The following is a 13,996-nucleotide window of genomic DNA, read 5'->3' as shown; positions in this document are numbered from 1 at the left end:
GGGACAACAACAGAAACGGGGCGGACTTAATGGCAGACACGACGGCGGAATCCGGAGCCGGGGAGGACGGGCTGCAGCCCGTCAAGCCCCTCGAAGCGGAGCTGCTGGTAGTCACCGGAATGTCCGGCGCCGGGCGGAGCACCGCCGCTGACGCCCTCGAGGACCACGGCTGGTACGTCGTGGAAAACCTGCCGCCGCAGATGCTGGGGACCCTGGCGGAGCTGGTGTCCCACGCCCCGCAGTCCATTCCGCGGCTCGCAGTGGTCATCGACGTCCGCAGCAAGGGCCTGTTCGCGGATATCCGCGCAGCGCTGGGAGCCCTGGCCGCCAGCGGTGTCACCTTCCGCGTGCTCTTCCTCGACGCCAGCGACAACGTCCTGGTCCGAAGGTTCGAACAGGGACGCCGGCCGCACCCGCTGCAGGGCGGCGGCCGGATCCTGGACGGAATCGCTGCGGAACGTGAGCTGCTGCAGGAACTCCGCGACAGCTCCGACGTCGTGCTGGATACTTCCGGCTACAACGTGCACGGCCTGGCCACGGCCATCACCGAACTGTTCAGCGAAACCGGCCCCGTAGCCCTGCGCCTGAACGTCATGAGCTTCGGCTTCAAGTACGGCCTGCCCGTGGACGCCAACTACGTGGCCGACGTCAGGTTCATCCCCAACCCTCACTGGGTGCCCCAACTGCGCCCGCACACCGGCCTGGACAAGGACGTCAGCGACTACGTGCTTGAGGCCGAGGGCGTCAAGAACTTCGTGGACCGCTACGTAATGGCACTGGAGCCTGTCCTGGACGGCTACCGCCGCGAGAACAAGCACTACGCCACCATCGCGGTGGGCTGCACGGGCGGCAAGCACCGCTCGGTGGCGGTCGCCGTCGAGCTATCCAAGAAGCTGGCGCAGTACCCCAGGGTCACGGTGACCACCACCCACCGGGATCTGGGCCGGGAGTAATGTCGCTGTTCACCGGCGCCCTGCCGCTGGTCCCGCCCGCGGGGTCCGCAGCGGGCCAGCATGACAAGGGGCCCAACGTTGTTGCCCTGGGCGGCGGCCACGGCCTGTCCGCCTCACTCTCCGCCCTGCGCCTGCTCACCTCCGACCTGACGGCCGTGGTGACAGTAGCGGACGACGGCGGATCCTCCGGGCGCCTGCGCGAAGAGTACGGCGTCCTTCCGCCTGGCGACCTGCGGATGGCGCTCTCCGCGCTGTGCGATGACACGGACTGGGGACGCACCTGGCGGGACGTCATGCAGCACCGCTTCCGTCCCGGCAGGGGCCCGGGCGGATCCCTGGACGAACATGCCATGGGAAACCTCCTCATTGTGACCCTCTGGGAGTTGCTGGGCGACGCCGTCGCCGGGCTCAGGTGGGCGGGCGCGCTGCTGGGGGCACGCGGCCAGGTCTTGCCCATGTCCACCGTGCCGCTCACCATCGAGGGGGATGTGCGCGTCAACGCCCCGGACGGCGGCACCGCCCTCCAGACCATCCGGGGGCAGGCCCGCTGTGCCGTGGCAGGATCCCTGGAGCAGGTGCGGCTCCTGCCCGAGGCAGCCCCGGCCTGCGTCGAAGCCCTCACGGCCATCGAGCTCGCGGACTGGGTGATCCTGGGCCCCGGCTCCTGGTACACCTCCGTGCTCCCGCACCTCCTCCTGCCCGAGATGCGCCAGGCACTGTGCCAGACACCTGCCAAGCGCTGCCTGACCATGAACCTGGCTACGGACACCAAGGAAACAATGGGCATGACCGCCGCCGACCACCTGGACGTGCTGCGGCGCTACGCTCCCGGGTTCAGCGTGGACGTGGTCCTTGCCGATCCCGCCTCCGTCCCGGACCGGCAGGAGTTCGAGAAAGCCGCCGCGATGATCGGTGCCGAGGTGGTCTTGGGTAAAGTAGGGGCGTCGGGCCGCCGTCCCGTCCACGACCCCTTGCGTCTGGCGACGGCGTACCAGGACATTTTTGGGAACAGTTAGGAAGGTGCCATGGCACTGACAGCATCGGTCAAAGAAGAACTGTCCCGTCTGGACATCAAAAAGTCATCAGTGCGCAAGGCCGAGGTTTCCGCCATGCTCCGTTTTGCAGGCGGGCTGCACATCATTTCCGGCCGCATCGTCATCGAGGCGGAAGTGGACCTCGCCTCCACGGCGCGGCGCCTGCGGGCAGCCATCGCCGAAGTCTACGGACACCAGAGCGAAATCATCGTGGTCTCCGCCGGGGGACTGCGCCGGGCCAGCCGCTACGTGGTCCGGGTCGTCCGCGACGGCGAGGCGCTGGCCCGCCAGACAGGCCTCCTCGACGGCCGCGGACGCCCCGTGCGCGGGCTGCCGTCCGCCGTCGTCAACGGTTCCGCCGCGGACGCCGAAGCCGTCTGGCGCGGCGCCTTCCTGGCGCACGGTTCGCTGACGGAACCCGGGCGTTCCTCCTCCCTTGAGGTCACCTGCCCGGGGCCGGAGTCCGCACTGGCGCTCGTGGGCGCTGCACGCCGGCTGGATATCCAGGCGAAGGCCCGCGAAGTCCGCGGCGTGGACCGGGTGGTCATCCGCGACGGCGACACCATCGCCGCCCTCCTTACCCGGATGGGCGCCCATGATGCGCTGATGGTGTGGGAGGAACGGCGGATGCGCAAGGAGGTCCGGGCCACCGCCAACCGCCTGGCCAACTTCGACGACGCCAACCTGCGCCGCTCCGCCCAGGCGGCCGTGGCGGCGGGAGCCCGCGTGGACAGGGCGCTTGAGATCCTCGGCGACGACGTTCCGGACCACCTGAAGTACGCCGGCGAACTCCGGGTGGCGCACAAGCAGGCCAGCCTGGATGAGCTGGGACGGCTCGCGGACCCGGTCATGACCAAGGACGCCATTGCCGGCCGAATCCGCCGGCTGCTGGCCATGGCCGACAAGCGCGCCCTCGACCTCGGCATCCCGGGGACGGACGCCAATGTGACGCCTGAAATGCTGGATGAGTGACAGCCCCATAGAATCAAAAAGATTCCGGGCGCCAGCCGCCCGGATGCATAATCCGAGAGTTACCAACCGGACCGAATGTCCACGATATTGGAGGATTTTGTGACCGAGTACGTATTGCCCGAACTCAGCTACGACTACGCCGCCCTGGAGCCGCACATTTCCGCGCGCATCATGGAGCTGCACCACAGCAAGCACCACGCAGCCTACGTGGCCGGGGCCAACAACGCCCTGGCCCAGCTGGCGGAAGCCCGGGAGAAGGGCGACTTCGCCAACATCAACCGGCTCTCCAAGGACCTGGCATTCCACACCGGCGGGCACGTCAACCACTCGGTGTTCTGGAACAACCTCTCCCCGGACGGCGGCGACAAGCCCGAGGGTGAACTCGCAGCGGCCATCGATGACGCCTTCGGCTCCTTCGACGCCTTCCGTGCCCAGTTCTCCGCGGCTGCACTTGGCTTGCAGGGTTCCGGCTGGGGCTTCCTCGCCTACGAGCCCATCGGCGGCAACCTGGTCATCGAGCAGCTCTACGACCAGCAGGGCAACGTTGCGCTCGGCACCACCCCGCTGCTGATGCTGGACATGTGGGAGCACGCCTTCTACCTGGACTACGTCAACGTGAAGGCCGACTACGTCAAGGCGTTCTGGAACATCGTCAACTGGGCCGACGTCGCAAAGCGCTTCGAGGCTGCCCGCACCAGCGCCACGGGTCTCATCACGCTTCCGTAGTGAGGTGTACCGCACCACGGTGTAACAAACTTCACAATTCGGACATATAAAGGCCGGGATGTGGACGGTCCGCCCCCGCACTTGCGGGGGCGGACCCAGTTAAACGTAAGATAGGTCACGGAAGGCGGTTAGCCTTCAGCAATGAGGCTGGTCGCCCTCCGTATGTAAATCATCTCTGCCCAATGGCGTGCGGGATCTGTTAGTTGGCTTGATAGCCCGCTCAACTAGTTGTGCTTCTGAAAGCACCAAGGAGACTGAACAAGTGACGACCCGTATTGGTATCAACGGCTTTGGCCGTATTGGCCGCAACTACTTCCGCGCAGCACTCGCACAGGGCGCGGACCTGGAGATCGTTGCAGTCAACGACCTCACCAGCCCCGAAGCACTCGCACACCTCTTCAAGTACGACTCCGTCGGCGGCCGCCTGAAGGAAACCATCGAGGTCAAGGACGGCAACATCGTCGTCAACGGCACCGTCGTCAAGGTCCTCGCCGAGCGGGATCCCGCCAACCTTCCGTGGGGCGAGCTGGGCGTGGACATCGTGATCGAATCCACCGGCTTCTTCACCAAGGCCGCCGACGCCCAGAAGCACATCGATGCCGGCGCCAAGAAGGTCCTGATTTCCGCTCCTGCCTCTGACGAGGACATCACCATTGTGATGGGCGTGAACCACAACCTGTATGACAACGCCACGCACCACATCATCTCCAACGCTTCCTGCACCACCAACTGCCTCGGCCCGCTGGCCAAGGTGGTCAACGACGAGTTCGGCATCGAGCGCGGCCTCATGACCACGGTCCACGCCTACACCGCCGACCAGAACCTGCAGGACGGCCCGCACAAGGACCTGCGCCGCGCCCGTGCCGCCGCCATCAACATGGTGCCCACGTCCACCGGTGCCGCCAAGGCCATCGGCCTGGTGCTGCCCGAACTCAAGGGCAAGCTGGACGGCTACGCCATCCGCGTTCCCGTGCCCACCGGCTCCGCCACCGACCTGACGGTCACGGTCTCCCGCGAGACCACCGTGGAGGAAGTCAACGCCGCCCTCAAGCGCGCTGCCGAGTCCGAGGAGCTGCAGGGTTTCCTGACCTACACCGACGAGCCCATCGTCTCCAGCGACATCGTCGGCGACCCGGCTTCGTCCATCTTCGACTCCGGCCTGACCAAGGTGATCGGCAACCAGGTCAAGGTTGTTTCCTGGTATGACAACGAATGGGGCTACTCCAACCGCCTCGTCGACCTCACGGAGCTTGTCGCAGCCAAGCTGGGCTAGGGTTAGACACATGACATCAAACACCCTCAACGAACTCATCGCTGAAGGTGTCCGCGGGCGGTACATTCTGGTTCGAAGTGACCTGAATGTGCCGCTCGACGGCTCTACAGTCACTGACGACGGCCGCATCAAGGCCTCACTGCCAGTGCTGTCAAAGCTCACGGACGCCGGTGCCCGCGTGCTGGTAACAGCCCACCTCGGACGCCCCAAGGGCGCTCCAGAGGAGAAATACTCCCTTCGGCCCGCAGTAAGCCGCCTGGCTGAACTGGCCGGCTTCAAGGTCACCCTCGCCGCCGACACCGTCGGCAGCGCCGCCAGGGAGGCAGCAGCGTCCCTGCGGGACGGCGAGGTCCTTGTCCTCGAGAACGTCCGGTTCGATCCCCGCGAAACCAGCAAGGACGACGCCGAGCGCGGCGCCTTCGCTGACGAGCTGGTGGCCCTGACCGGTGAAAACGGCGCCTACGTGGACGACGCCTTCGGAGCCGTGCACCGCAAGCACGCGAGCGTGTACGACGTCGCCACCCGGCTTCCGTCCTACCTCGGCGACCTTGTGCACACCGAGGTGGAAGTCCTGCGGAAGCTCACCACGGACACCCAGCGCCCCTACGTGGTGGTGCTCGGCGGCTCCAAGGTCTCGGACAAGCTGGCTGTCATCGACAACCTGCTGGGCAAGGCTGACACCATCCTGGTGGGCGGCGGAATGCTCTTCACGTTCCTCGCCGCAGCAGGGCACAAAGTGGCTTCCAGCCTGCTCGAGGAGGACCAGATTCCCGTGGTCCAGGATTACCTCAAGCGGGCAGCGGACGCCGGCACGGAGTTCGTCGTGCCCACGGACGTCGTGGTGGCGGAGAAGTTCGCCGCAGACGCCGCCCACGAGACCGTCCCTGCGGACAACATCGAGGGCAGCAGTTTCGGTGCCCAGGGCATCGGGCTGGACATTGGACCGGACTCGGCGGCAGCATTCGCCGAGCGGATCAAGGGGGCCAGGACGGTGTTCTGGAACGGCCCGATGGGTGTCTTCGAGTTCGAAGCCTTCTCCGCCGGCACCCGCGCCATCGCCCAGGCCCTCACCGAAACCGAAGCGTTCACTGTGGTCGGCGGCGGAGACTCTGCCGCTGCGGTCCGCACGCTCGGGTTTGCCGACGACCAGTTCGGCCATATTTCCACCGGCGGCGGTGCCAGCCTGGAATACCTCGAAGGCAAGGAACTGCCGGGGCTCAGCGTCCTGGACCGGTAGGGCCTGCCCGGTGGTTCCCTCCGGCAGCAGTACCTGACCCTTCAGTCCCTCCGGCCGGCAGGTTGCCCACGGCAGCCTGCCGGCCGAACACTTATCAAGAACTTTTGGAGAACACGTGACAACGTCAACGAACGGCGCTTTCGACCGCAAGCCATTCATCGCGGGCAACTGGAAGATGAACATGGACCACGTGCAGGGCATCACCCTGCTGCAGAAACTTGCCTGGACCCTTTCCGACGCCAAGCACGACTACAGCCGGGTTGAGGTTGCCGTCTTCCCGCCGTTCACGGATCTCCGCGGCGTCCAGACCCTTGTCCAGGGAGACGACCTGGACATCGCCTACGGCGGGCAGGACCTCTCACAGTTCGACTCCGGCGCCTACACCGGCGACATCTCCGGCCAGTTCCTGAACAAGCTCGGCTGCAAGTACGTCCTGGTGGGCCACAGCGAACGCCGCACCATCCACAACGAATCCGACGACGTCCTCAACGCCAAGGTCAAGGCCGCCTTCAAGCACGGCGTCACGCCGGTGCTCTGCGTTGGCGAAGGCCTGGAGATCCGCCAGGCAGGAACCCACGTCAACCACACCCTGGAGCAGTTGCGTGCCGGCGTGGCCGGGCTGACCGGCGACCAGGCGGCTGAGCTCGTCGTCGCGTACGAACCCGTCTGGGCCATCGGCACCGGTGAAGTAGCGGGCCCGGAAGACGCGCAGGAAATGTGTGCGGCAATCCGCGCCGAGCTCGGGGAGCTGTTCGGAGCGGAAACAGCCGCGAAGACCCGCCTGCTGTATGGCGGCTCGGTCAAGGCCAACAACGCGGCCGCGATCCTCAAGGAACGCGACGTTGACGGCCTGCTGGTGGGCGGGGCGAGCCTCGATCCGGCCGAGTTTGCTAATATTGTCAGGTTCGAGAGTCACCTGGTGACGGACTAGTCCGTCCCGCCGCGCACACTCCCGCAATTCCAACTTCCTGAAAGGCCGTCGTGGACGTTCTTCATGTCATTCTGCAGATCCTCCTGGGCATCACCAGCCTCCTGCTGACGCTGCTCATCCTCCTTCACAAGGGACGGGGCGGCGGGATGTCGGACATGTTCGGCGGCGGCATGAGCTCCGGCCTCAGCTCCTCCGGCGTGGCCGAACGCAACCTGAACAGGTTCACTGTCGTCCTAGGCGTCACCTGGGGAATGGTCATCATCGCCCTGGGCCTGATCATGCGCTTCAGCGGCGGAGGCGACTCCTGACCCCTGGCAGGGGAAAAGGCAACGCACGGGCACTGCCGCCGCGCGGATCAGAGAACTAAACTGTGGCTGTCGGTTCCCGACAGCCACAGTTTCTGTTTACGCAGGCAGGAGTCCCCGATGATTCATCCGGCATCAGGCTTCCGCGGCACCCGCGCGGGCGTCACGGAAGGGACGGGTTTCAGCTTCGAGTCCGAGGATCACGGCAAGGCGCTGCCCCGTATCCAGGTCTCTTATTGGTGCGCCAAGGGGCACGAGACAAAGCCGGTCTTCGTCAAGCTCCCGGAAGACCAGATTCCGCTGGTGTGGGACTGCCGGCGCTGTGGTGCCGCAGCATCACGGGACGGGCAGGCCGCGGCAGCAGCGGATGCCATGGACGACGGCTACAAGACACACCTCGAATACGTTAAAGAACGGCGCTCCGGCCAGGACGCCGAAGACGTCCTGGCCGGAGCGCTGGAAAAACTACGCGCCCGCGGCGTCCTTGCGGACGAGCTGCTGCGGGACACGTGACGCGGCGTTCTCGTCAATAAGCCACAGGGTCCGGGACGTACCCCGCGGTCCTGCTGCCGGGACCTGCACCGGGTTGGCGCCCGCCAGGGCCAGCCCTACCGCACCGGCCTTGTCCTCTCCTGCCACCACCATCCACACCTCAGAAGCGGTATTGATGGCCGGCAGCGTCAGGGACACCCGCAGCGGCGGCGGCTTGGGTGAATTCCGGACACCCACCACCGTGCGTTCCTTTTCACGAACGCCCGCCTGCTCAGGGAACAGCGATGCGATATGCGCGTCCGGGCCCACGCCCAGCAGGACAACGTCCAGCCGGGGGAGGGCAGCGGGTTCTTCGGGCCGGTCGTCCGACATGTCCGCTGCGTGCTCAGCCGCCGCAGCCTCCCGAAGCCTCCGGGCGTAGTCGTCGGCCGCTTCTTCCGGGCCGCCGAAATCGTCCGCGGATCCGGGCTCGTGGATCCGCTCAGGGTCCACGGGGATGTGCGAGAGCAGCGCCTCGAACGCCTGGGTGGTGTTCCGGTCCGGGTCCCCGGCGGGAAGGAAGCGTTCGTCGCCCCACCAGAAATTCACCTTTGACCAGTCGACGGCCGGAGCCGCCGGAGAATCCGCAACCGCCTTGAGCGTGCCGATGCCCACGGTTCCGCCGGTCAGCACCACGGTGGCCTCGCCGAACTTATCCTGCACATCAACAAGCTTGGTGATCAGGCGGGCGGCAATGGCGGCCATCAGGACGGACGAATCAGGATGAATGCTTACTCTTGGGTCAACGCTCACTGGGTCGGACGCTCCTTAGATTTGTACGTGGCAGTCCAATAGTAATCACTTCCCCAAACACCTCGTCGGGGTCCAGTCGGCGGAGCTCCTCCGCGAGGCAGTCCCGCAGGCTGCGGCGCGGAAGCGAAATCCGCTGCGCCGGCTGGCCGGGCTGGGTCAGCTCGGCCACGGACAACCCGGGCCGGAAGAGCTGGATGTCCCCGCCGGGCCGCGTCAGCCGCACGCGCCGGATGCCCGTGCCTGCCGGGTCGGCAACGATGGTCACCGGCGCGTCCAGGGTGAGCGTCAGCCAGGCCGCGAGGAGGATGGTGCTCGGGGAATCAGAGGCACCCTCCACGGCGACTGACGTCACGGGGGAGGAGTCCACCTGGTCCAGGACCGCGGCAAGCTGGATCCGCCAGTTGGTCAGGCGCGTCCAGGCGAGGTCCGTGTCCCCGGCCTTGTAGGTGGACCGGATGTTCTCCAGGGCGCGCTGCGGATCAGGCTCGTTCGCGGAGTCGGTGATGCGGCGGTGGGCAATTCGTCCGATGGAGGTTTCGCAGGCATTCTCCGGAGCACCGTGCGGCCACCAGGCCACGATCGGTGCGTCCGGGAGCAGCAGCGCGGCCACCAGGGACTCGCTCTCGTGCGAGAGCTGCCCGTAGCCGCGCAGTACGATCACCTCGGAGGCACCGGCGTCCCCGCCCACACGGATCTGCGCGTCCAGGCGGTCCGGTGCCGTAGCTCCGGCGTCAGCCAGGACAATAATCCGGCAGGGGTGTTCCCGGCTGGCCTCGTTGGCGGCCTCGATGGCCTCTTCCTCAAGCCCGGACTTGGTGACCACCACCAGGGTGAGCACCCGGCCCAGGGCAATCACGCCGCCCTGCTCACGCAGGGACATGATCTTCTTGGAAACGGCTGAGGTGGTGGTGTCCGGCAGGTCTACAATCATGGCCTTCTCCAGGTTCGTCCGTCGCGGGCCAGCAGCTCGTCAGCCGAGGCGGGGCCCCAGCTGCCCGGGGCATAGGGTTCGGGCTGTTCGTTCAGCTGGGCCCAGTATTCCTCGAACGGGTCCAGGATCTTCCAGGACAGCTCCACTTCCTCGTGCCGCGGGAACAGCGGCGGTTCGCCCAGGAGCACGTCCAGGATCAACCGTTCGTACGCCTCGGGGCTGGACTCGGTGAACGAGTGCCCGTAGCCGAAGTCCATGGTCACGTCCCGGACTTCCATCTGCGTGCCCGGGACCTTTGAACCGAACCGGATGGTGACGCCCTCGTCCGGCTGGACGCGGATCACCACGGCGTTCTGACCAAAGTCGTCCTCGGCGTGGTCGCGGAACAACAGGTTGGGCGCCCGCTTGAACACGACGGCGATTTCCGTCACGCGGCGGCCCAGGCGCTTGCCTGCGCGCAGGTAGAACGGGACCCCGGACCAGCGGCGGGTGTGGATGTCCACCCGGATGGCGGCAAAGGTCTCGGTGGTGGAATCGGCAGGAATGCCTTCCTCCTCCAGGTAGCCCTGGACCTGTTCGCCACCCTGCCAGCCTCCGGTGAACTGCCCGCGCGCCGAGTGCGTGGAAAGGTCATCAGGGAGCTTGACGGCGGCAAGGACCTTTTCCTTCTCCGCGCGCAGGTCGTCGGCGTTGAAGGAGATGGGCTCCTCCATCGCCGTCAGGGCCAGCAGCTGGAGCAGGTGGTTCTGGATCACGTCGCGGGCCGCGCCCACGCCGTCGTAGTACCCGGCGCGGCCGCCCGTGCCGATGTCCTCGGCCATGGTGATCTGCACGTGGTCCACGTAGTTCGCGTTCCACAACGGCTCGAACAGCTGGTTCGCGAAACGCAGCGCCAGGATGTTCTGGACCGTCTCCTTGCCCAGGTAGTGGTCGATCCGGAACACCGCGTCCGGCGGGAACACCGATTCAACGATGTCGTTAAGCTGCCGGGCGGACTCAAGGTCGTGCCCGAACGGCTTCTCGATCACCACGCGGCGCCACTTGTCACCCTCAGCCTGTGCCAGGCCGTGCTTGGACAGCTGCCGGCAGACCTGCTCGAAGGCCTTGGGCGGGATCGACAAGTAGAACGCGTGGTTCCCGCGGGTGCCGCGCAGCTCATCAAGCTCATCGATGACTTCACCCAACCGCTCGAAGGCGTCGTCGTCGTCGAACTCTCCCTGCACGAACCTGATGCCCTCGGAGAGCTGGTTCCACACTGCCTCATCAAAGGGGGTGCGGGCGTAAGCCTGCACCGAGGCCTTCACCTCGGCGGCGAAGTCCTCCTTGTCCCACTGCCGCCGGGCAAAACCCACCAGGGCAAAGCTGGGGGGCAGCAGGCCACGGTTGGCGAGGTCATACACGGCGGGCATGAGTTTCTTGCGGGCAAGGTCACCGGTCACTCCGAAGAGGACCAGCGACGACGGACCGGCGATCCGGTTCAGGCGGCGGTCACGCGGGTCGCGGAGCGGATTCCGCCCACGGCCAGCAGACTTCCTGCCGTATTCAGTTTCTGGCATGGTGCTTTTCGTGCCTTAGCTTTCAGTAACGGAGGCTGACCTGGCGGACAGCGCAGCAATAATGTCCTGCAACTGTGCCACACCGGCAGCCCGGTCAGTGAGGTGCAGGCGAAGCACGGGACGTCCATGGTCGGACAGGACCTGGGCGTCGCCGGCAGCCTGCGCGGCGATCAGTTCACCGAACGTGAAGGGACGGTCCGGGATGGCGAGGTCCTCCGAGGAAGCAGCCGTGACCTGGAGGAACACTCCGATTGCCGGGCCGCCCTTGTGGAACTGGCCGGTGGAGTGGAGGAAGCGGGGGCCCCAGCCGAACGTCACGGGACGGCCGGAGACGGCGGCAAGCTCATCGCGGATGCCCTCGAGCTGAGCAAATGCCAGCCGGTCGAAGTAGGCCTGGACGCTGAGGTAGCTGTCGTTCTCCAGGGTGTCCAGCAGCGCCTTCACGGCGTCGCCGGCGGTGCGGGCATCTCCGAGCCAGTCGCCGCCGCGGACTTCGATGGCTCCGTCAACAAACGCTGCAGGAGTTGGCTCGGGCTGGGCGTCCAGCAGGCCGCGCGCAGCCACCTTGGCGGCCTCGACATCGGGCTGGTCGAACGGGTTGATGCCCAGCAGGCGTCCGGCCACGGCAGTGGCGAACTCCCAGACCATCATCTGGGTGGGCAGTCCGCCGGCGATGGCAACCTCGTTTTCACCGAGTTCGACGTCGGCATCGGCTGCTACCAGCCGCACCACCAGGACGTCCGGCGCGCCGCCGGTGACCTCGGGCGAGCCGGGCCCGGCAACCACGGGAAGCACGCCGGTGCCCAGCTTGCCGGTGGACTCGGCGATCAGCTGCTCGGCCCAGTCGGCGAAGCCCACAATGCCGGAGCCGTCCTCGGCAATGACGATCTTGTTCCGGAGGGGGCTGGTTCCGCCAAGGGCGGTTCCGAGTGCCAGGCCGATGTTTTCCGGCGCATCATCGTTGAGGATCTCCGCTGCTTCCTCGGCTTCATCCAGGAAAGCCTGGATGTCCACACCGGCCAGGCCGGAGGGCACAAGACCGAATGCGGTCAGCGCCGAGAAGCGTCCGCCCACGTTGGGGTCGGCGTTGAACACGGCACGGTAACCGGCGTCCCGGGAGGCCTTGTCCAGCGGGGAACCGGGATCGGTGACGATGATGATGCGGCTGGCGGCGTCGATGCCGGCGTCGTTGAACGCCTTCTCGAAGACCCGCCGCTGGGAATCCGTTTCAACGGTTGAACCGGACTTGGACGAGACCACGATCGCGGTCTCGTCCAGCCGGTCGGCGAGGGCTGCACGGACCTGGTCGGGGTCCGTGCTGTCCAGCACTGTCAGCTCGACGCCGGCGGTGCCGGCAATAACCTCTGGAGCCAGCGAGGAGCCGCCCATGCCGCACAGCACAATGCGGGTGACGCCTTCCGACGTCAGGGCGTCGCGGAGTTCCAGGATGTCCTTGACCAGCGGCTGGGAGACGGTGGCCGCCTCCACCCAGCCGAGGCGGATTGCCGACTCGGCTTCCGCATCGGGACCCCACAGGGTGTGGTCCTTGGCGAAGATGCGGGTGGCGATGCGTTCCTCCACGAGGACGGGGAGGTGCTGTTCCAATGCCTGCTGTGCGGCACCGGTGGCGTCGTAGCTGAGAGTGGTCATGTGGGTCAGGAAGCCTTCCGTGCAGCGGCGAGTGCGCCTTCGACGTCGGCCAGCAGTTCCTTCCAGCTGGCCACGAACTTGTCCAGGCCTTCGGATTCGAGGAGTGCCACGACGTCGTTGTAGGAGATGCCGAGCTTCTCCAGCGCGTCGAGGGTGGCGTTGGCTTCGGCGTAGGTGCCGGTGACAGTGTCCCCGGTGACCACGCCGTGGTCGAAGGTGGCGTCCAGGGTCTTCTCGGGCATGGTGTTCACGACGCCCGGGGCAACGAGTTCGGTGACGTAGAGGGTGTCCGGGTAGGCCGGGTCCTTCACGCCGGTGGAAGCCCACAGCGGACGCTGGGGGAGTGCGCCGGCTTCGGCCAGCAGCGCCCAGCGTTCGGTGGCGAACAGTTCCTCGTAGACCTGGTATGCCAGGCGGGCGTTGGCCAGGCCGGCCTTGCCCTTGAGTGCCTTGGCTTCCTCGGTGCCGATGGCGTCAAGGCGCTTGTCGATCTCGGAGTCCACGCGGGAGACGAAGAACGAGGCCACGGAGTGGATCCTGGAAAGATCGTGGCCGTTTTCCTTCGCCTGCTCCAGGCCGGACTGGAAGGCGTTGATGACGGCGCGGTAGCGCTCCAGGGAGAAGATCAGGGTCACGTTGACGCTGATGCCCTCGGCCAGGGTGGCGGTGATGGCTTCAAGGCCCTCGAGGGTCGCCGGGATCTTGATGAGGACGTTGTCCTTGTTGACCCGCTTGTACAGGTGCTTGGCTTCGGCGATGGTGCCTGCCGTGTCCCAGGCCAGGCGGGGGTCCACCTCGATGGAGACTCGTCCGTCCACGCCCTTGGTGGCCGCAGCCACCGGCGCGAAGAGGTCGCAGGCGTCCGCGACGTCGGTGGTGGTGATCTCGAAGATGGTGTCCTCGACGCTGGCGCCGGCTGCTGCCTGCTTGGCGATGGTGGCGTCGTAGTCGGTGCCTGCCGTGATCGCGGCGTGGAAGATGGACGGGTTGGTGGTTACGCCAACCACGTTCTTTTCCTCGATGAGCTTCGCCAGGGTGCCGGTGTCCAGGCGTCCGCGGGAAAGGTCATCAAGCCAGATGGAAACTCCGGCGTCTGAGAGTTGCTGGGTGGGAGTAGTCATTGTTCTGTATCTCCTGGAAATCG

General features: G+C 66.4%; 14 protein-coding genes. 9 read left to right on the top strand and 5 right to left on the bottom strand.

Going from position 1 to position 13,996, the window contains the following annotated elements; genetic code table 11:
- Window positions 1-29 precede the first annotated feature (29 nt).
- The 9 genes from rapZ to NFU08_RS00965 all read left to right on the top strand — a co-directional run bounded on the left by rapZ (window position 30) and on the right by NFU08_RS00965 (window position 7,944).
- The gene (rapZ, locus tag NFU08_RS01005) at window positions 30-953 is read left to right on the top strand and encodes an RNase adapter RapZ (protein ID WP_104187314.1); all 924 of its coding nucleotides are present in this window, start codon (window positions 30-32) and stop codon (window positions 951-953) included.
- Complete coding sequence (yvcK, locus tag NFU08_RS01000; RefSeq protein WP_251420151.1) at window positions 953-1,969, top strand: uridine diphosphate-N-acetylglucosamine-binding protein YvcK; 1,017 nt, start codon at window positions 953-955, stop codon at window positions 1,967-1,969. Before rapZ ends, yvcK begins: the two co-directional genes overlap by 1 nt.
- Window positions 1,970-1,978: 9 nt before the next feature.
- Entirely contained in the window at window positions 1,979-2,959 is a 981-nt protein-coding gene (gene whiA / locus NFU08_RS00995; RefSeq protein ID WP_015937022.1) for a DNA-binding protein WhiA, read from the top strand.
- 99 nt (window positions 2,960-3,058) lie between these two features.
- Window positions 3,059-3,685 carry a superoxide dismutase gene (locus NFU08_RS00990; RefSeq protein ID WP_066280635.1) on the top strand — a complete coding sequence of 209 codons (627 nt, stop codon included), beginning with the start codon at window positions 3,059-3,061 and terminating at the stop codon, window positions 3,683-3,685.
- Window positions 3,686-3,947: 262 nt separating this feature from the next.
- The gene (gene gap / locus NFU08_RS00985) at window positions 3,948-4,958 is read left to right on the top strand and encodes a type I glyceraldehyde-3-phosphate dehydrogenase (protein WP_104187307.1); all 1,011 of its coding nucleotides are present in this window, start codon (window positions 3,948-3,950) and stop codon (window positions 4,956-4,958) included.
- A gap of 10 nt (window positions 4,959-4,968) precedes the next feature.
- On the top strand, window positions 4,969-6,195 hold the full coding sequence (locus tag NFU08_RS00980) for a phosphoglycerate kinase (RefSeq protein WP_251420150.1): 1,227 nt from the start codon (window positions 4,969-4,971) through the stop codon (window positions 6,193-6,195).
- Between the two features lie 115 nt (window positions 6,196-6,310).
- Window positions 6,311-7,126 (top strand): triose-phosphate isomerase, encoded by an 816-nt coding sequence (gene tpiA / locus NFU08_RS00975; protein ID WP_251420149.1) that lies wholly within the window; start codon window positions 6,311-6,313, stop codon window positions 7,124-7,126.
- A gap of 50 nt (window positions 7,127-7,176) precedes the next feature.
- The gene (secG, locus tag NFU08_RS00970; RefSeq protein WP_066275628.1) at window positions 7,177-7,434 is read left to right on the top strand and encodes a preprotein translocase subunit SecG; all 258 of its coding nucleotides are present in this window, start codon (window positions 7,177-7,179) and stop codon (window positions 7,432-7,434) included.
- Between the two features lie 117 nt (window positions 7,435-7,551).
- Complete coding sequence (locus tag NFU08_RS00965; RefSeq protein ID WP_251420148.1) at window positions 7,552-7,944, top strand: RNA polymerase-binding protein RbpA; 393 nt, start codon at window positions 7,552-7,554, stop codon at window positions 7,942-7,944.
- Here NFU08_RS00965 and pgl read toward each other — a convergent pair.
- The 5 genes from pgl to tal are packed head-to-tail and all read right to left on the bottom strand — an operon-like array spanning window position 7,897 to window position 13,973.
- Window positions 7,897-8,715 (bottom strand): 6-phosphogluconolactonase, encoded by an 819-nt coding sequence (gene pgl, locus NFU08_RS00960; RefSeq protein WP_285835557.1) that lies wholly within the window; start codon window positions 8,713-8,715, stop codon window positions 7,897-7,899. The genes NFU08_RS00965 and pgl overlap by 48 nt on opposite strands.
- A complete protein-coding gene (locus NFU08_RS00955; RefSeq protein WP_174174574.1) occupies window positions 8,705-9,646 on the bottom strand; it encodes a glucose-6-phosphate dehydrogenase assembly protein OpcA in 942 nt (313 codons plus the stop codon). The genes pgl and NFU08_RS00955 overlap by 11 nt, the downstream gene beginning before the upstream one ends.
- Window positions 9,643-11,202: a glucose-6-phosphate dehydrogenase gene (gene zwf, locus NFU08_RS00950; RefSeq protein WP_174174572.1), complete on the bottom strand. Its 1,560-nt coding sequence runs from the start codon at window positions 11,200-11,202 to the stop codon at window positions 9,643-9,645. The genes NFU08_RS00955 and zwf overlap by 4 nt, the downstream gene beginning before the upstream one ends.
- Before the next feature lie 15 nt (window positions 11,203-11,217).
- A complete protein-coding gene (locus NFU08_RS00945) occupies window positions 11,218-12,852 on the bottom strand; it encodes a glucose-6-phosphate isomerase (RefSeq protein WP_174174570.1) in 1,635 nt (544 codons plus the stop codon).
- Between the two features lie 5 nt (window positions 12,853-12,857).
- Complete coding sequence (gene tal / locus NFU08_RS00940) at window positions 12,858-13,973, bottom strand: transaldolase (RefSeq protein WP_190611771.1); 1,116 nt, start codon at window positions 13,971-13,973, stop codon at window positions 12,858-12,860.
- Window positions 13,974-13,996 lie beyond the last annotated feature (23 nt).

Source organism: Pseudarthrobacter sp. NCCP-2145 (assembly GCF_023708005.1).
Classification (GTDB): domain Bacteria; phylum Actinomycetota; class Actinomycetes; order Actinomycetales; family Micrococcaceae; genus Arthrobacter; species Arthrobacter oxydans.
Note: the sequence above shows the minus strand (reverse complement) of the source record. Positions and strands in the feature narration are given on the sequence as shown.